Source organism: Vibrio sp. Hep-1b-8 (assembly GCF_006124995.1).
Taxonomy (GTDB): Bacteria; Pseudomonadota; Gammaproteobacteria; order Enterobacterales; family Vibrionaceae; genus Vibrio.
The window spans coordinates 40,018-59,138 of record NZ_QEWN01000009.1; the positions used below are offsets into that span (position 1 = coordinate 40,018).

Annotated in this window: 13 protein-coding genes and 1 pseudogene; 5 read left to right on the plus strand and 9 right to left on the minus strand. The window is 45.4% G+C overall.

The window, feature by feature from the left end; translation table 11 throughout:
- Positions 1–94: 94 nt before the first annotated feature.
- Positions 95–634, minus strand: a complete 540-nt coding sequence (locus DA100_RS03320; RefSeq protein ID WP_138970867.1) for a GNAT family N-acetyltransferase — start codon at positions 632–634, stop codon at positions 95–97.
- A 62-nt stretch (positions 635–696) separates the two neighbouring features.
- On the opposite strand from DA100_RS03320, the pseudogene DA100_RS03325 reads away from it, so the two are divergent.
- Positions 697–1,272: pseudogene (locus DA100_RS03325) on the plus strand (HD-GYP domain-containing protein); the annotation flags it as partial.
- A gap of 18 nt (positions 1,273–1,290) precedes the next feature.
- Here DA100_RS03325 and DA100_RS03330 read toward each other — a convergent pair.
- Positions 1,291–1,935 carry a DUF2057 family protein gene (locus DA100_RS03330; protein ID WP_138970868.1) on the minus strand — a complete coding sequence of 215 codons (645 nt, stop codon included), beginning with the start codon at positions 1,933–1,935 and terminating at the stop codon, positions 1,291–1,293.
- A gap of 424 nt (positions 1,936–2,359) precedes the next feature.
- Here DA100_RS03330 and DA100_RS03335 point away from each other — a divergent pair, with 424 nt between their 5' ends.
- Both DA100_RS03335 and DA100_RS03340 read left to right on the plus strand, forming a co-directional pair.
- A complete protein-coding gene (locus DA100_RS03335) occupies positions 2,360–3,757 on the plus strand; it encodes a tryptophanase (protein WP_138970869.1) in 1,398 nt (465 codons plus the stop codon).
- Positions 3,758–4,109: 352 nt separating this feature from the next.
- Positions 4,110–6,659 (plus strand): glycosyl hydrolase family 18 protein, encoded by a 2,550-nt coding sequence (locus DA100_RS03340; RefSeq protein ID WP_138970870.1) that lies wholly within the window; start codon positions 4,110–4,112, stop codon positions 6,657–6,659.
- An 81-nt stretch (positions 6,660–6,740) separates the two neighbouring features.
- On the opposite strand, the gene DA100_RS03345 is transcribed toward DA100_RS03340, so the two are convergent.
- From DA100_RS03345 to DA100_RS03360, 4 genes are read right to left on the minus strand one after another with little or no spacing between them, the layout of a single operon-like run.
- Positions 6,741–8,855, minus strand: a complete 2,115-nt coding sequence (locus DA100_RS03345) for a type I secretion system permease/ATPase (protein ID WP_138970871.1) — start codon at positions 8,853–8,855, stop codon at positions 6,741–6,743.
- Between the two features lie 17 nt (positions 8,856–8,872).
- On the minus strand, positions 8,873–10,783 hold the full coding sequence (locus DA100_RS03350; protein ID WP_138970872.1) for an EAL domain-containing protein: 1,911 nt from the start codon (positions 10,781–10,783) through the stop codon (positions 8,873–8,875).
- A 5-nt stretch (positions 10,784–10,788) separates the two neighbouring features.
- Positions 10,789–11,451, minus strand: a complete 663-nt coding sequence (locus DA100_RS03355; protein ID WP_138970887.1) for a transglutaminase-like cysteine peptidase — start codon at positions 11,449–11,451, stop codon at positions 10,789–10,791.
- A 48-nt stretch (positions 11,452–11,499) separates the two neighbouring features.
- Positions 11,500–12,891 carry an HlyD family type I secretion periplasmic adaptor subunit gene (locus DA100_RS03360; protein ID WP_138970873.1) on the minus strand — a complete coding sequence of 464 codons (1,392 nt, stop codon included), beginning with the start codon at positions 12,889–12,891 and terminating at the stop codon, positions 11,500–11,502.
- Positions 12,892–13,103: 212 nt separating this feature from the next.
- On the opposite strand from DA100_RS03360, the gene pdxH reads away from it, so the two are divergent.
- Positions 13,104–13,739 carry a pyridoxamine 5'-phosphate oxidase gene (gene pdxH, locus DA100_RS03365; protein WP_138970874.1) on the plus strand — a complete coding sequence of 212 codons (636 nt, stop codon included), beginning with the start codon at positions 13,104–13,106 and terminating at the stop codon, positions 13,737–13,739.
- 14 nt (positions 13,740–13,753) lie between these two features.
- Here pdxH and DA100_RS03370 read toward each other — a convergent pair whose 3' ends face one another.
- The 3 genes from DA100_RS03370 to DA100_RS03380 all read right to left on the minus strand — a co-directional run bounded on the left by DA100_RS03370 (position 13,754) and on the right by DA100_RS03380 (position 17,793).
- Positions 13,754–14,467 carry a helix-turn-helix transcriptional regulator gene (locus tag DA100_RS03370; RefSeq protein WP_138970875.1) on the minus strand — a complete coding sequence of 238 codons (714 nt, stop codon included), beginning with the start codon at positions 14,465–14,467 and terminating at the stop codon, positions 13,754–13,756.
- A gap of 260 nt (positions 14,468–14,727) precedes the next feature.
- On the minus strand, positions 14,728–16,554 hold the full coding sequence (locus DA100_RS03375; RefSeq protein ID WP_138970876.1) for an SUMF1/EgtB/PvdO family nonheme iron enzyme: 1,827 nt from the start codon (positions 16,552–16,554) through the stop codon (positions 14,728–14,730).
- A gap of 141 nt (positions 16,555–16,695) precedes the next feature.
- The gene (locus DA100_RS03380; RefSeq protein ID WP_138970877.1) at positions 16,696–17,793 is read right to left on the minus strand and encodes a PEGA domain-containing protein; all 1,098 of its coding nucleotides are present in this window, start codon (positions 17,791–17,793) and stop codon (positions 16,696–16,698) included.
- 495 nt (positions 17,794–18,288) lie between these two features.
- Between DA100_RS03380 and DA100_RS03385 the strand changes: the two genes are divergently transcribed.
- A complete protein-coding gene (locus tag DA100_RS03385; protein WP_138970878.1) occupies positions 18,289–19,104 on the plus strand; it encodes an AraC family transcriptional regulator in 816 nt (271 codons plus the stop codon).
- Positions 19,105–19,121 lie beyond the last annotated feature (17 nt).

Below are 19,121 nucleotides of genomic sequence, written 5' to 3' on the forward strand. Positions count from 1 at the left end.
GATGTCCATCTCTAGGATTTATAGCGAGTGCAATGCTAGCACATAACGCCATAAATCTATGAGATAACGAGTAAAAATGTGCTCATTATCAAGCCTAGCGAGCTTGACAGTTCTTGATACCATAGATGGCGTGATCGAGAATACGTGATCCAATTTTTTCCTGATTAGTCAGGATTCCTTCTAACGTCATTCCGACCCTTTCAGCCACCTGTCGACTGGCTCGGTTATCTACTGCGGCAGAAAGTTGTACTTTCTCTAGCTGTAGTTGCTCAAACGCATATGTAATCAGGAATGTGACGACTCGAGTCATGATTCCTTTGCCTTGATGGTACTGAGATAGCCAATAGCCAACTTCAGCACATAGCGTATCGGAATTGATGCTGTTGAAACTGCAGTTTCCAACCAGTTCTCCCCGATAGAAAATCGCACAGGTCATAGATTTTCCATCTGCATACTCGTGCAACGCTCGTTGAACAAATAGGCGAAAATCTTGCTCACTATTGCAGTGCTGAGGCCATGCCAACCATTGTGACAGATAGTCTATCTGTTCTTGAATCAAAGATGTGTACTGTGGTGCGAACGATTCTTGGACAAGGGCGATGGAAATATCGTCATCGATTTTTTGGCTAAACATAGTGTCTCATTTGCATATTTGTTTCGGTCTAAACTAACAGACTTAAAAGGTGATTGCTATATGCTCAGATTGTTGATGCGAAGAGTTCGTTCACCTATCAGCATTCGTTACACGTAGCCCAGCTGACCGAGTTTATGGCTCGAAAATTGGGGTACTCCAACCAAACTAGTCGAACGCTTTATCTCGCTGGTCTGATTCACGATATTGGCAAGCTTAAAACGCCAAGCTCTATCTTGCATAAACCGAGTGCACTGACTGATGAGGAGTATGCGTGTATTAAGCGCCATGCTACGGACTCTAGGCATGCGTTACAAAGTATGTTTACTAACTCGAAAGTGATTCAGTGGGCCTCTAACCACCATGAGAGACTTGATGGGTCAGGTTATCCTCTAGGACTGACAGCCGAAAGCTTAGATGGCCCTAGCCGACTGGTTGCGGTTGCAGACGTTTTTCAAGCACTCACTCAGTCGAGACCCTATCGAGCAGGTTTGCCGCTGGAGAATGCAATCAGCATTATTGGTGACTTAGTTGATAAAGGAAAGTTAGATAAGCAAGTGTTTGGCTGCTTGGTCGCAAACGCCGCAGAGTGTTACCGAATCTCAATTGGGCTGTCTTACGATGAGCCAGTGGTCGCATAGCCGCTGGCACAGATGAAATTACTGCTTGTTGATAAAGGCTTTGAAGCGAGCTTGAGTCTCCGCGTCGGCCTTGCTGTACCAAAAATGGAGCATCTCTTCAGCGGTATTGTCTCCAACTTGAACGTTTTTCTGATCCAGTTTAGCTGGAAGAGTGACGGCAACCACTGCGGTAGTTGAAACTGCCGCAACTCCGCCTCTTCGGTTGTAATCCGCCAGTTCAATTTGATGGTTGCGCCCAATCTGCATACCATCTTTCACCAGTTTGTCTTGCTTCATTTCGATCGCTTGCCCACTGGTATCGATCAATGCCCATTCAAGGTTACGAATTTGCTTCGCGCCGTCGTGCTCGTTGCGATATTTAGGTAAGTCAAACTCGAGCTGAGTCTCACTTGCGGTAAAGGTACCAATGATGGGATCGCTTTCTAGAATGATGCGGTCTTTGCCTTGATCGAAATAGGGCTGGTACTTGAACAAAATTTGGTTTTCACCATCGGGTAGGGTCAGGGTCTTGGTGGCCGAAAAAATACTGCCGGAGACATCGGGTTTACTGTCGTTAACCACCAAAACATCAATGGTGTCTGGAATAGCGATTGTGACATCCGCAGCAGCAGTAGCGCTGATACCTAGCGTTGCAGCGGCAAGTAGTGTTGTTCTAATTTTCATTTTTGTTTCCTAGTAAACAGGCATTTATTGTTTAAGAGAGTGCCTAGCTCACTCAATGATTTCAACAAACAAATGTGAGAAGTTTGAAAAATTCATCAAAGCGTAATGTCACTTATATGAGTGCGCGTTGCGAGTGATAAATTTGAGCTATGTTTCACGGTAACTGGTGTTTTGTTTCCGCTATACTCAATGAAGTGTTCAATGAATCAGGAGGATGATGCTGTGGCATATACAAATATGTTAGACAACAGACTAGTGTTGTCGTCATGGTATAACATTGACTACACCCTATCTTTACTCAATAAAGAGTCAACGTTTCGTTAATTCCCTCAGGTGCGCTCGCGCCTAATTAAATACATCTTAACTAAACTCATTCGCGACATGACATCGCGAATCGAACAGATCTATCTAAAGGAAATTCACAATGAAACGTATCCCAGAACCTTTCCGTATCAAAATGGTTGAACCGATCAAAATGACGACTTATGACGATCGTGTTAAAGCGTTGAACGAAGCGGGATTAAATCCATTTTTGCTTAGAAGTGATGACGTCTATATCGACCTGTTAACCGACTCTGGAACCGGTGCCATGAGTGATAATCAGTGGGCCGGTCTCATGATGGGGGACGAATCGTATGCTGGTAGCCGTAACTACTACAATCTTTGTGCCGCTGTGGAACATTTCTTTGGCTATAAGCTTACCGTTCCTGCCCACCAAGGGCGTGGTGCTGAACAGATTCTATTTCCGGCGCTGATCGAACGTATGAAAGCCGTACGTGGCGGTAAAGATCCGGTTTTTATCTCTAATTATCACTTTGATACAACGGCGGGTCATATTGAGTTGAACGGTGGCAAGGCAATCAACGTGGTTGATAAACATGCCTTTGACACCGCTACGCCATATGATTGGAAAGGTAACTTTGATCTCGACAAGCTCCAATCCGCTATTGCTGAATATGGCGCTGAAAACATCTGTGCCATCATCACTACGGTTACGTGCAACAGCTCGGGTGGTCAACCTGTCTCGATGGCAAACATGCGTGCTGTCTATGAGATTGCGGCAAAGAATGATATTCCAGTGGTGATCGATTCCGCACGCTACTGTGAGAATGCTTATTTTATAAAGCAACGAGAAGCGGGATATCAAGATAAGTCGATGTTAGAAATCATTCGCGAAATGTACCAGTACGGCGACATGCTGACGATGTCTGCGAAAAAAGATCCAATGGTGAATATCGGTGGTCTGTGTTGTATCCGAGATCATGAAGAGTTGTTTCAGGCCGTGCGTACCCGCTGTGTTCCAATGGAAGGGTTCGTTACTTATGGCGGTATGGCGGGACGTGATATGGAGGCCTTAGCTCGTGGTCTGTATGAAGGTGCTGATGAGGACTATCTTCACTATCGTATCAGTCAAGTCGCCTATTTGGGTGAACGACTAAGAGAGGCAGGTATCCCTATCCAGTACCCAACGGGTGGACATGCAGTCTTTGTCGACGCTGCGAAGATTCTTCCACATATCCCAGCAGATGAGTTTCCAGCTCAGGTACTGTGTAATGCTTTATATCTAGAAGCCGGAATTCGAGCTGTCGAGATTGGTTCATTATTGTTAGGTCGTGATCCTGCTACTGGTGAACAGAAAGCATCGGAGCTCGAGCTAATGCGTTTGACGATTCCGCGCCGCGTCTACACCAACGATCATATGGATTACATTGCGGATGCGATTATCGAGTTAAAAGAGCGTGCACATGAGCTAAAAGGGCTTACTTTTGAATATGAACCGCCTGTTCTTCGTCATTTCACGGCGCGGTTTAAGTCGAAATAGTCCGTAAATTCTTGCAAATTTTGCTACTAAATAACTGCCGTACTCTTTGAGTGCGGCAGTTTTATGTATCTCTTTGTTATTGATAAATAGATTTATAGCCTGGAAATTATCTAACAGATCTATCACTATAATACTTAATGCTAACTGTTGGTTTTTGGGACAATGTCTTATTTGAGATGTAATAACATGATAACAAATTGTTAATTTCTGACTTTCACTCGAAAGTCGTAGTTATCGTCATACCTAAATGACGGAAGTTTCTTAAATACTTGTCGGGATGTTCTCTGTTTTGTGGGGAGCAGATTGAACTCTAATTTTAGAGTCGACAAACAAGGAATGAGAGAAATTAGGTATGAATCGTATAACTTTGTGTGCCGCGAGTATCGTATTGGCGATGTCGGGCATAGCAGTGGCGGCGCCTGCAGTGCCGATAGTGGATAAAAATGGTTCGAATGATCTTCAGTTTTCGAAAATTCAATTAGCAATGGAAACCACTTCTGGCTATGACCAGATGGTCCAATATAGCGAACTGGTCGACATCGCTATTCAGTTTAACCAGTGGAGTAGCAGTGTTACCGGTGACACGTATAAGATCTACTTTGATGGTCAGCAAGTCGCGACTGGCCCGATTAATGGCGCACAAACCGTTGCTAGTTTCACCTATAGCCAAGCTGGTCGTTACCAGCTTACCGTTGAAGCATGTGACGCTACAGTCTGTAGCACCAGTGACCCTGAAGAGATCGTTATTGCTGATACTGATGGCGCTCATTTAGCTCCATTGCAGATGAACATTGATGCCAATAACAAGTCTTATAATACCGACCCTAATACCGTCGTAGGTACTTACTTTGTAGAGTGGGGTATTTATGGTCGAGACTTCACCGTAGATAATATTCCAGCGGATAACCTTACTCACATTCTTTACGGATTTATCCCAATTTGTGGCCCGAATGAGTCACTGAAAGCGGTAGGCGGAAATAGTTTCCAAGCGCTTACTACCGCTTGTCAGGGAATGTCTGACTATGAAGTTGTCATTCACGACCCATGGGCTGCTTATCAGAAAAGCTTCACTCAGGCAGGCCATGAGTACAGTACGCCAATCAAAGGCAACTACGGTATGTTAATGGCGCTTAAACAGCGTAATCCAGATCTTAAAATCATACCTTCAATTGGTGGCTGGACACTTTCTGACCCATTTTTCGACTTTACCACCAAAGCCAATCGAGACACTTTTGTCGCCTCTGTAAAACGATTCCTGAAGACATGGAAGTTCTATGATGGCGTTGATATTGACTGGGAATTCCCGGGTGGTGGCGGTGCCGCTGCGGATTTAGGTGACCCAGTTAATGATGGTCCTGCTTATATCGCTTTGATGCAGGAACTGCGCGTTATGCTTGATGATCTCGAAGCGGAGACTGGACGCACTTATGAACTAACGTCTGCGATTGGTGTTGGCTACGATAAGATTGAAGATGTCGATTATGGCAATGCAATTCAATACATGGATTACATCTTTGCCATGACCTATGACTTCTATGGTGGTTGGAACAATGTTCCAGGACATCAGACGGCGCTTTACTGTGGCACATTTATGCGCCCGGGCCAGTGTGATGGTAGCGGTGCTGATGAGAATGGTGAAGCATACAAAGGTCCGGCATACACGGCAGACAATGGTATTCAGGCTCTGTTGGCGCAGGGTGTTCCAGCGAACAAACTTGTGCTGGGTGCGGCGATGTATGGCCGTGGCTGGGACGGTGTGACTCCGGATACCTTGTCCGATCCAACTGACCCAATGACAGGTACAGGTAGTGGTCCTCTGACAGGCACTACTGCTCAAGGTGTCTGGGAAGCGGGTGTGATTGATTACAAAGGCATTAAGTCTTACATGCTGGGTGCGGATAATACAGGCATTAATGGCTTCCAGTATGGTTATGATGATCAAGCACAAGCACCGTGGGTATGGAACCCAAGTACTGGCAAATTAATTACTTTTGATGATTCGCGTTCTGTGATTGCTAAAGGTAACTATGTACGTCAACTTGGTCTTGCTGGTCTTTTCTCTTGGGAACTGGATGCAGATAATGGTGATATCTTAAACGCAATGCATGAGGGTCTGGCTGACGGTAGTGTAACGCCTGATAATCGCAATCCAATTGCTCGCGCCGGAGCGGATGTTACGGTTGTTGGCCCTGCCAGTGTGACACTTGATGGCAGTGCTTCTAGTGATAGTGATGGCAGCATCGTTAGTTACCAGTGGACACAGACGGCGGGTACGTCTGTCAGCCTGAGCGGAGCGGCCTCAGCTTTAGCAAGCTTCGATGTTGTTGAAGTAACTCAAGCGGAAACACTTTCATTCCAATTGAGCGTTACTGACAACGAGGGTGCGGTCGCCACTGATACCGTCAATGTCACTGTTAATCCAGCCGATCAGCCAGTTGAAAACCACGCTCCTGTAGTAGAAGTTTCGGCACCTGCTAATGCAAGTCAGGGTGATGTGGTGCAAATCACCGCCTCAGCAACAGATGCAGATAACGATCCTCTTACTTACAGCTGGCAAATCCCGGCGGGTCTCGAGGCGACGATCAACGGAGCGTCAGTGAGTTTTGTTGTGCCAGAGTATAGTCAGGATACTTCATTGATATTCACTGTGTCGGTTAGTGATGGTCAGGCTACGACGGCGGCATCAAGTACGGTTGTTGTCGCAGCCTCAACGGGCACTGGTGGTCAGTGTGACAACTTGTGGGATGCCACCATTCCTTATCCAAACTCAGGTACTCAGGTAGTATGGGAAGGTTATGTATGGGAAAACAAATGGTATGCAAACATTGGAGAGAACCCATTGAACTCCGGACAATGGGGAGTGTGGAAACAAGTCGGTATCGCTGACTGCTCTGCACAATAACTTAGATCAATAGTTATTTAAATGAAAAGCCATTCGGTTCCGAATGGCTTTTAATGTTGTAAATTTAGCCAAAACAACTAACTAGTTGACGGCTCTCACTTTACCTTGCTTCAGATTGTTAAGAACTTCCGATTTCGGACCGTCTGCAATGATACAGCCTTTTTCCATCACAATGACGCGGTCAACCACATCGAGCATCGACGTCTTGTGGGTAATTAAAATCAAGGTTTCACTCGCCTTAAGTTGGGCTAGTTGCTGCTTAATGTGCATTTCTGAGCGGTTATCCATCGCACTGGTAGGCTCATCCATCAGCAATACTGGAGGACGACCGAGCAGTGAACGGGCAATGGCGACTGCCTGACGTTGACCGCCAGATAGCAACATACCCCCTTCACCGACTTGTCTCTCTAAACCGGCAGGGTCCTGCTGAGTAAACACGGTAACACCAGCACGGTTCGCTGCATCGAGAACATCACGGTCATCGGCGAGTGGACGGCCAAGCGTAATGTTATCGCGGATACTGCCATAGAACAATTGACTGTCTTGCGGCACGCAGCCAATGTTACGGCGAATATCAATATGGTGCAGCTGATCAATATCGGTGTCATCGATACGTACATGACCTTCGGTCGGCTTGTAAAGCCCCATGATCAATCGCTCTAGCGTCGTCTTACCGGAACCAATTCGACCAATAACGGCGACTTTTTCACCTGGGTTGATGGTCAAACTTAAATCACGGATAGAGGCTATCGGTGAATCTGGATAGTGGAACGTCACCTTATCCAGTTCAATCTTGCCATGCACAATTGGGCGGTGGATGTAGCGTTTGCCTTCTTCTTGCTCATCTGGCATCGACATCACCTGCTCGATGATGGTCATTGACGATTTTGCTTGGTTGTAGCGGGTCGATAGCAGAGACAGTTGAACCATAGGACCAATTGCTCGGCCACTGAGCATAGTCGCCGCAATTAGGCCACCCATTGTAAGGTCTCCTTCTGCGATCAAGTAAACACCCAGTATAATCATCCCGACGTTAGAAGCTTGCTGAACGAAGCCTGCGGTATTTTGAATCCCATCTGTGATTCTGCGGCTCTTAATGTTCCAGTTCGCCATGTGAGCCACTGCTTCTTCCCAGCGGAACTGGAACTGGCTTTGTGCACCAAACAGTTTGACTGTTTCTAGGCCAGACAAGCTCTCAATCAGGTTGGCATACTTCTGCGACGCTAAGCGTGAGCCCTCTTCGATGGTGTGTCGAAGCGGACCTTGGATCAGTAGTGAGTAAATAACCAGAATTAATACACCGACGATAGGCACGATCACCAAGTTACCTGCCATCAGCCAGATCAAGATCAGGAACAGAATCGCGAAAGGCAGGTCAATCAAAGAGCCTATAGTCGCCGAAGTAAAGAACTCACGAATCGATTCAAACTCCTGCAAATGTCGGGCGAAGGCACCGACAGAAGCCGGACGAGCTTCCATTCGAATTCCCATTACCTTGCTGAATAGTTTCGAGGAGATCAGTATGTCGGATTTCTTACCGGCTACATCAATAAAGTAGCTGCGCAGTAACTTGAGGGTTAAGTCAAACAAGAAGATGACAAAGATACCGCTGGCCAAAACCCACAGGGTTTCAAACGCTAGGTTAGGCACGACTTTGTCGTAGACCAAACGAGTAAACATTGGCGCGGCGATGGCGAATAAGTTGATCAGAATCGAGGCGATAAGTACATCGCGATAGATCTTTTTCGATTGCCAGATCGTTCCCCAAAACCAGTGCCCTTCACGCGCCTTGAGTACTTCAGGGGAGCGTTCGTCATAGCGGAACTGCTTTTTGACCAGAAAGTAGCGTCCTATGTAGAGCTCTTCCAGTTCCTTGAGTGGAATCGAAATGGGTACCAAGCCTGACGCTCCGGTTACGATTTCGGCTTCACTCCTATCGTCATTGATGCTGTTCAATACACAAGCATCGCCACTTTTGAGTATCAACACTACCGGAAGGACTAATTGAGATATGTCGGTCAATGCCGATCGGTTTTCTTTCGCCACTAAGCCTGCGCGTTCAGCGGAACGTGGGAAAAGAAAAGGGGTTAGCTTACCGTCTGAAAGCGGTAAGCCATTGATGAGTGCCTCTGGAGAGTTTGCTAAACCGTAGTATCGACTGACGTAGATAAGCGAGTTTAATAGCGGATCCTGCATGCTATACCTTTATATTGTTATTTATCTACGATAAAGCCTTGGAAGACTTCAATAAAGTGTTCTGATAAGAAATCCAGCTGCGTCTGAGTTTCGACACGCGATGCAATCGTCTTAATGCCCAAGTTATGGGCGGTTCTAGAGATCGAAGTCAGAGTGAACTTCTGTTTCTCATCATCAAGGTGATGCGTGTACAAGTAATCAAGCTTCACATAAGCTGGACGGAATTCATTGATGTAATCCAATGATTGGAAATTACGTCCATAGTTGTCAACACCAAAATCTGCGCCAGCAGCACGGACGGCATTACAGAATAGCGCCGTATGGTGCGGAGAGTTGATAAAGCAGTTTTCTGGAATCTCAAAGTGCAGTAATGACGCGATAGAATTGTGCTTGTTAAGCAGTTGCGTTACCCAGCGAATAAAGCTTGGTTGTGAAATGCTGCTCTGTGCAATGTTGATGGCAATCGGCTCTTCAAACTCTCCAGATTCAAGTCTTTTGACAATAGATTCGATAACGTACTCATCGAACAGATGACTGGCGTTAAGCTGTTCAAGAGCGAAAAGGTATTGGTTTGCACTGTATCGCTCGCCATCTTTCTCAATCGCAGAGAACACTTCTCGGTGGTAAGCCTTACCCCAGCTGTCATTAGCGGCCTGGAAGCGGAAACTGAACCAATCGTTGCTGATGGCCTCTTCCACCAAGTTTTTCCACTGCTGTTTACCCATCAGCCCTTCACTGCGTTCGCCTGTGACGTAACCATAGCTCAGCTCTGGATTTGATTTTGCATTGGCCAGAGCGTTGTCGAGCATGGTTAACAATTCAGACGAGCTGGTGGAGGCTTTGTTGTAAACAACACCTAACGCCAAGTTAGACGTAGCCATACCAGTTGGGTCGGCATTAATATCTTGGACATAAGTAACGATACTTTCTGCGATGAGTTTGAGATCGGGTTCTTCGGTATTCGGTAAGATGAAACCAAACTCTTCCGTAGAGATACGCGCGAGTGTCACGTTTGGTGAAGAGAGAGAAACTTTAAGATGATCGGCTAACTCACGAACCATGCCATCACCTGCTTCGTAGCCTTTGTCATCATACAATTCGCGGATAAAACTCGCTTCTAAAATCGCCACACCACCAATACCGCCTTCACCAATCCAAGAATTAAGTTGGCTCATGTAGTATGCGCGGTTACCCAGTTGTGAAACAGGGTCGATATAGGCGCGTTCACGCAGTTGTTGTGCTTCTTTTGCTTGAGCTTGGAAGGACTTTTCAAGTTGTGCCGACATGCTGTTGATACCATCGACAACATAGATGAGATCTTGGGTTGCAGGTCTTGGTAGCGGCTCGCCAAACTGGTTTTTAGCAACCTGTTCCATCTTATTGACGATAAGTTGAAGAGGACGCAGCGCACGCTTGAGGATGAATGAGATAGAGAACAAGCCAATGAGCATGATGATACAGAATGCAATCACTAGACGCTCAAATGCAAGCCATAGCTGGGTGTAGGCTTCCCCAGGGTGACTCACAATCTCAACTTCGGCAAGTTGCATCCAACCACTGGTCACGACCCGACGATCATGGATCTTCTCAAACAAGTTAAGGTTAGTGAACCACTTAGGCACATTGTTTGGTTTGATCGGATATGAACGGAGTATTTCATCGCCAGTGTCTAGGAAGATCAGGCGCACAATCGAATAGCTACTGCCATCGAAAAGCGCATTGATTACTGATTCAACGGCCACTTGGTCCTTGTCTTCCAAATAGGGCGCTAAAGCCAACCCCACGGTATTGATGGTGTTGTTCACCTCAGAGCGTTGTTGTTGAATGAGGTTACTTCGTGTTGTGTTGAATTCGATGATAAACACCGAAATCAATAACATCAAAATCACCGCAATCATGCCCGCGACAAGTTGTTTATATAACGTCATATTGCCTACTCATCATAGTTAACTATGGGTTTATTAAGTTTGAGCGATTTCTCGCGAGCACGTAGGTCATTCCATAGGCTTAACCTCGATGATTCCCCCGCGAGTTGTCCGTTTTTCGACTTCATTAACCACAAGTTCTTACCGTTAAAACTGTAGATAGGTAACAGATCTCGTCGCGTTGAAGCTGGTTTTATTTCTGGGTTGATATTGTCTAACAGTATGGGCTCTGCACTTGGCTTTGAGTAGTAGGCGAGCACCATATGGAATTGATTCAGTTCGATAGCTTTTACGTACACTAAGCGTAATTTTTTGTCGGAAACGCCAAGTTCTAGCAGGGAGAAATATTTAGCGATGGTAAAGTCTTCACAATCCCCCGCATTACTGCCAAGAAATTCGAGGGGTGTTGCCCAATAATCATTTTGTCCCCACAAGTTAATGTCATTGACAAAATTGAGTTGGTTGAAGAAATTGTTGACCTTAGTCAGTTTCTGACGCTCAGACAGCGATTTGTATTGAGACATCTCGTTGCGCCATGTCTCAACACGTCTCCCTGCGCGCTCGCCGTAAGTTTTACGCACAGCATCAATCCAACGTTGCTCTTGAGTGTTAAGAGCAAACGAGGTGGTTGATGCCAGCAAAAGTAGTGTGACTACTAATGCTGACTTCAATATGAAGCGAGCTTTCAAGCGTGCATCCCTACGTAATTGACCATACATCTATTCCTTTAGCGCGTTGTTTTGGGCGCTGAGTATCGGCTTGAGCAGATATTCAAGGATGGTGCGTTTACCAGTGATAATGTCTACCGAAGCCGTCATACCAGGTATGATTGGCAAGGTGTTATCTTTGTCAAGACTGGTTTCTTTAGTGCGAATACGAACCAGATAAAAGCTGTTGCCCTCTTCATCAGTGGTGGTATCTGCACTGATGTGTTCCAAGGTGCCTTCTAGACCACCGTATTTAGTGAAATCATACGCACTAAACTTAACGATGGTGTGTAACTCTGGACGTAGAAACGCAATATCTTGGGGAGCAATCTTTGCTTCAACCAGCAAGGTATCTTCGCTCGGGACAATTTCAACAATATCCATACCTGGTTGAATAACGCCACCTACGGTATTGACGTTGAGTGTTTTTACTGTACCTGTGACAGGTGAGGTCACGACTGTACGGTTTACTCTATCTTCAAGTCCAACCGTTGACTCCGTCATCGACGATAACTTGTCTTGTGCTTGGTTGAGTTTTTCTTGTTGCTCAGAGCGGAACTTCTGCGCAGCGTCGATGCGGCTCAACATCGCTTCTCGAATCGCTGATTTAAGCACCGGCATTTTTAGCTCACTTGAAGTTAACTCACGTTGAGTATCGTTGACTTGGCGTTGAAGCTTGAGCAACTCAATACGCGGTACAACCCCTTCATCCGCGAGAGGCTGGGTAATTTCCAGCTCTTTTTTTGCAAAGCGGTAGCTTTCACGCAGGTTTACAATTCGTGCCTGAATTTCAACCAGATCCTGTTGTTTCTGCTTTACCTGTTGGTCAATCAGTGAGATTTGGTTACGAAGATTATTAAGATCTTGGCGATATTCAGCGCGCTGACGTGCAACCAAGTCTGGTTGCAGTTCACTTAAAGTGGGTGGGAAAGCAAGTTTATTAAAATTCAATTGGACGTTTTTTTGCCAATTATTTTCGTTGAACTCCTCATCGATATCGACACTGGTGATCGAGGCTGAAAGTTGCAGAACGCTTGCGGTTAAGTTGGCAACCTGTTGCTCTCGTTCACGGTAGTCTGAGCGGAATCGAGTATCATCGATAAGCAGTAGCTGCTGACCTTTCTCAACCGTTTGTCCTTCGCGAACCAAGATCTCTTTTACCAGACCTCCTTCAAGGTTTTGTACGACCTGAACCTGGGATGATGGCACAACTTTGCCTTGACCGACGGTCACTTTATCGATCTCTGCCCATGATGCCCATAGAATGGCAAACACGAAAAAGACCACCATTACCCACAGCATGATACGAGCGCTGCTTGGCGTATTTAGCAATAGAGCGGCTGTTTTATCGTCAACGTAATCCAGCTCGTCAGGAGTAAGCTTGTTGTAACTACTCTTACTCATTGGTGATCCTTGTAAAATGGTGTTATTTAATTGATTTTATTATTCATTGCCTAAAATGTTAAGGATTTGCTGTCAGTTTTGTTCCTCTAATTGATATATAGCGATGTTTTAATAGCTAGTTTGTATAGAGTGTAGCGTTATCCATCGCGCTAGGCTTGAGTTCTTGTAATTAAGGGCGCACAATCGACAAAAAATTTCGCCAAGGAGAAAAGATGGAACTTGAAGATATTCGCCGTGAGTACACCAAAGGTGGCTTGCGTAGAAAAGACTTGCTAGCGGATCCGATTGCCCAATTCGATTTATGGCTTCAGCAAGCGATCGACGCTAAGCTGACTGACCCAACGGCAATGACGGTCGCAACGGTGGATGCATCAGGGCAACCTTTCCAACGAATTGTGCTACTAAAAGATATCAATCAAGATGGTTTCGTTTTTTATACCAACCTTGGTAGCCGTAAAGCCCAGCAGATTGAAGCGAACGCAAAAGTTAGCCTGCATTTCCCTTGGCATCCTCTTGAGCGTCAAGTGCATATTACGGGTGTGGCTGAAAAGCTATCTGCTGTCGAAAACATGAAGTACTTCTCTTCTCGTCCCAAGGCAAGTCAGTTGGCGGCAATCGCCAGTAAGCAAAGTAGCCGTATTAGTGCTCGTGGCGTGTTAGAAGGTAAGTTTCTAGAGCTCAAACAAAAGTTTGAAAAAGGCGAAATCCCTGTACCGAGTTTCTGGGGCGGATTTCGAATTAAGCCGCAAAGTATCGAATTTTGGCAGGGCGGTGAGCATCGCCTTCACGATCGCTTCTTGTTTTCAAAACAAGCTCAAGAGTGGCATATTGACCGCTTAGCACCATAAAAAAATACGCCGCTTTATGCGGCGTATTCGTTATCTAGGGCGACAGACAGCTGTCTTTTTAATAGCGTCTTAGGTATGTGAGACCCATATCCCTGCTCTAAAGCCATATCGATCAATTGTGCTTTAGAGTGAGCGCCAAACTTTACTCGCAGTCTCGCGACATAGCTTTCTAATGTCTTTATCGAGATGTTCATGATTGTGGCGATGCAGTGGGGTTTCTTACCATAGAGCAGTAAAAACAGCGCTTCTGATTCTCGGTTAGTCAGTTTGAGATCAAAGCGTGTTGTCGTCGGTGTTTCAGCGATAAGATTACTTTCAGGCGGTAAACCTGTCGCGCGACATATCCAGTGACCCACTTCTAGAATTGCGGTATCAGACAGCTCTTGCCCATAAAAAATGGTCCCTTGAATCTGTTCTGAATCATCTAGCCATGGGATTTTGGTAAATAAATGCGCCCGCCAGCTGCCATCTGGGTATGGGTGAATATCGAGAACTCTCAAGGACGTATTTTTTTCAATAACATACCGATCTTGTTTAACAAAATCAGCAGCGCAGTGAGATGTGGGACTGGGCATTTGAAAGTCGGTAAGGCCAATACAATCTTGTGACTTCTCGAAACCGATCAGTTTGGCATAAGCAGTGTTAGCATAAACAAAGATAGAGTTGAGGTCTTTGCATCCCCAGAAACCGGGGAGTTGACGGAATAAAGAGACTTGCTGCTCGTTCACTTAAAAAAACTTCTTACTAAACAGAGTGAGTATGATACCAAAGTCACATGTGCTGTACGATAAAAAATGCCAGGCACCGTAGGATGACTGGCAAACACAAGATAAATCTTGTCGACGTGTAGAAGAGGTTCTATGCACTCAGTAAATTACTGAGCATAGACATATCAATTGATACCGAGGAGGATGGATAAATCCAACTCGCTAATGATTGTATCTGAAGAGAATAAGATAAAAAGGGGGGAAATCCCCCCCTAATATAACTAGTTAATGTCTCTAACGACTCGGAAACCTAAGTAGTTAGCGGCAGAGAATGGTGAAAGGTATAGCTGCTTGTCTGCTGCAGCCATATCTGGTGAGAAGTTCCACGCACCGCCTTTAGCAATACCTCTCGGGCTGCTTGTCCACTGCCAAACATTGCCAACCGCATCATAAACGCCTAACTGATTAGGTTTGAAAGCGCTAACGGGCGCAGTGCTTTGGTTTGACCAAGGAGTGCCACTCCAGCCAGTGTTTGCTTCACCTGGTGCAAATTCATTACCCCACCAGTATTTATCTTGGCTGCCAGCACGTGCCGCAATTTCCCACTCTTCTTCTGTTGGTAGACGGTAAGAAGCGCCAGTCTGCTTACGCAACCAATTAGTGTAAGAGACTGCATCGTTTTGGCTCACACACACAACCGGTGAATTAGGCGATTGTTTGAACCCAGGATCTCGCCAACTGCTGTTTGGAATTGGTGTTACTTCGCCTTGAGCTAGCGTGGTACAGGTGTTTTTTAGCTCGGCATCGGTTTGGTAATTGGTTTGTTCAACGAAGGTTGCAAATTGACTGACGGTGACAGGTGTCGCGCCAATACCGAAAGCATGATCAAGTGAAACTTGGTTAGAAGCCTTCTCTCCAGTGTAGTAAATACCTTGGAGAATGGTGATCAATTCCGGTGCGTGACCGCTGCTTGCCAAGCCATCAGCAAATTTAGCACCAGCGCGTAGCGGGTTGGCTTTTTCAGTCAGTACCGCACGTAAAGACGTATCCGCGTTAACGGAAAGTTGTTGGCTGTATGACTTGTAGCCTTCTTTCTCAATCGTAATGTCGTGGATACCTATTGGTAGCATGATTTCTACAGGAGTACTGCCATAAGAAACGCCATCGATCGTTACGCTGTCGTTGTATTGGTTAGAGCGAATAGCGAGTGTGACCCAAGCGATCTCTTGGTCATCTTGGAACTGCTGATTTCCTGCTGCTCCAGGCGCAAAACAGTATTGATTATCGATTTGCAGAAGTTCACAGGCCACTTTTGCTTTAGGACGAGCCTCAAGCTCTACATCCATTAGTGTTCGGTAACGAACACCATCGTAGAAGCCCTGTTCGGTAGTAATGTGTTTGACAACGTGGATGTTAAGAGCGACATCATTGATATTGCGCTTGACCAGTGAACTTTCACTGGTTTGTTCAACAATCTCACCGCGAAATTGCTTAACCGCTTTCTGCAAAGCTAGCTCTTTAGTTTGCTGATCACATTGCGCCAAAGTTAAAGAGGCTTGGCAGCGGTTAGTGAAACTGACCGAAATTTTCTGCGGCTGTTCCAGTTCAAGTTTGAGCTGTTCGGCTCTGGCGCGAAGTTTTTGTTCGTCCAATTCTGCAATAGCAAGCTTAATGGCATCGGCTTCTGCTTTACGAGTCGTGAGATTCGCTCGCTCTTCCTCAAGCTTTTGTTCAGCGTCAAGGCGTGCCTTTTGATTTTGCTTCACTGACGACCAAGCATCTTGATAGGCCTTCTGAGATGCAGCTAGGTCAACATTGGGATCATCAATCATACGTTGATAGTCCATTTCAAGCTTATTCTTGGCACTCGCAAACGACTTATCAAGCGACTCTGCCGTTTGTTGCAGAGACTTTAATTCGGCTTGCTGCTTATTGAACAGAGCTTGCTGCTCGTCTGAGGCTTTTTGTGCAGACTTTAACTCATCGTGTTTGCTAAAAAGCTTATCGTCGATCTGAATAACCGACATCTTCGCTTCCTGTGCGGAAGCGGGAGATATAAGCAAACAAGGAGATAATGCTAATAAAAGGATTGATAAACCTGGACGCATCGTCTTTCTTCTACATCTAATTATTGATTAATTGGGTATTTTAAACGAAAACGCCATCTTGTCTTAAGTTATCCGTTGATAACTTAGGATCAAAATGGCGTTTTAGCTCATCTTTGTGAATCCGGTAGGTTTTTTTAGCCGTTATCCATTTGGACGTAGCTTAACCCAAACCGTGTCATTTGCGTTGACAGTGATCACGCGATTGTATGTCTGAAAACCATTTTTCGACACTGTAACTTGATGTTGGCCACGTGGTAGAACAACTTCTACTGGCGTGCTGCCATAGTTAATGCCATTGATAACTACGGAATCATCATATTGATCTGAACGAACAGTCACATTCACCCAGTTTTTGTCTTTCTTAGCGGTTGTCTCTTCTTCACTGCCTTTTAGACAGTAACGAGTTGAAACGTTAAGTAGTTTACATGCCGCTGAGGCCTCTGGACGCGCCTGCAATTGCGATTGCATTTGAGTGAAGTAGCTATTGTTGCCTTCAAAACCAGAGCGGATGAGCTGGCTCTCTTGAATGTGAACATTCAACTGAACGCCTTTGGCATTTTGCTTCGCTAGGTTTGACTCCGTCAAACGTTCCATCAGTTTTGCTTTGAACGCTTTGACGGCTTTCTGTTTAGTCAGGTATTGCCCCTGGCTAGCACACTCGCCCAAAGTCATGGTCGATGAACAAGTTGTTTTGTAACTTGTTTCGAGTACATCACTTTCGCGTAGCTCAGCAGAAATACGTTTTACACGCGCTTCCACTTTTTGCTCTTGTAAGTAAGAAAGCTCAGAAGTTAGACGGGCTTGCTTCTGTTTTACTTGTGAGAGGCGCATTTCACTTTCAGTTATCGCTTGTTGGTTTTCCAATAGTGCAGACTGGTTATCTTTCACTTCAGTCCACACATCTTGGTAAGCTTTCTGGAATGAAACTAGGTCGATATCTGGATCATCTAAAAGACGGTTATACTGTTTGTCCAGAGCTGACTTAGTGCGATTGCGCTTCGCATTGAGTTCTTCCTCATTGCGTTTCAGCTTAGTTCTATCATTCTGAAGTTGTTGGAGACGATCAGCTTCAGAGTTAAACTCCGCAGCCATCGTGCCCATTTCTGCTTCTTTATTTTCTAACTTAACTTCGATTTCAGAAACAGGGTCACCCTGTACATTTTCTTCTGCGAAAATCGAAGTCGAAACCCAAAGAGGGCTTAGCGCAAGCAAAAGCGCTGGCATGCGACGTATGATCATAAGTCCCTGCAACAATTAACGTTTAATAACCAATAAAAAAATAGTCAAACATAGTGCATATCAATCAAATAGTGCACTTTATATAGAAAAAAAGACAAACTTTTGACAGTCCATTGCAAAGGTGCCTTGAAAAGGTCTATTTCTTCCTTCTATTCACACTAAATAATAGAGCGAATTACCTAAGCTTATCATAAATCGAGATAAACTTAGGTGGTACATCATCCATTTTGGGCTGATTGAAGAAATATGCAAGTAAAGATTCTCGATCAGGAATAACGAAAATCGATAGAAGTGACATAAGCCGTAATTTATGTGCACTTGATCATTCTTCCAGTACGACAAATGACCAGATTCTCAGCAGTTCGCCCCGATCATTTTCTGTTTGTTGACGATGGTAAATGCAACCATTTTTATAATCAAACAATACAATTTTCGAGTTGCGTCACTTCTGGTATATCATGGCTTATCGAACATGTAATTTGACTGTGTGTCTCTATGTCATCATCCAATAAGCCGCTAAGTGATTCATCCACTGCCAAAGAATTGTCACCAAAACCAGCTCAATTGGTTACGTTGCCTTCGTATATGGAATGTCACGCGCACGACTATACTCAGGTGGTGATCGGTTTACGTGGTCAAGCGGAGTTTGAAGTTGGTGGCTACGGCAATATGGTCGGCCCTGGGCAAGGTTGCGTCGTGACATCCGGTTCAGGGCACGCATTCGGTGGTGTCGTCGGTCAATCTGATATTCTGGTACTCAATATGCCGGTTGCTTCGCAATCTGATGCTTTGATGATGCAGCGTCTTAACGAGCTTAACCAGAAAGAGACGTACTTTCAGCTCAACAATCAAATCCAAAAGCTTATCCAGATGTTAGTGGCTGAGATGCATTCTAGCCCAGATGACTTGCTGCTCAGTCGAGCTTGCAGTGATACGGTTGTGGCTTTATTACAGCGCCATATGTCGGCCTTTGAAGCGAGTCGTAAAGAATCGCGCTTCGATCTTGAAGCGATAGATCGCTATATCGAGCAGCACATGAATCAGAGAATCTCAGTGATGCAGCTCGCAGGCAGTGTGTTCTTAGGGGAGAGTCAGTTTCACTCCTTGTTTAAAGAACAGATGGGGATTACACCTCATCAGTATGTGCTGGGCAAGCGAATCGACATGGCGAAGCAGCTAATAGAGCAGGGCAATCTCACTTTGGGACAGGTAGCCGAGTTCACCGGATTTTCAGGTCAAAGCACCTTTACTCATACTTTTTCCCGCCTCCAAGGTATTTCACCTTCTCAGTACAAGAAACGATTTGGTTAAAAAAGCTAATGTAAACG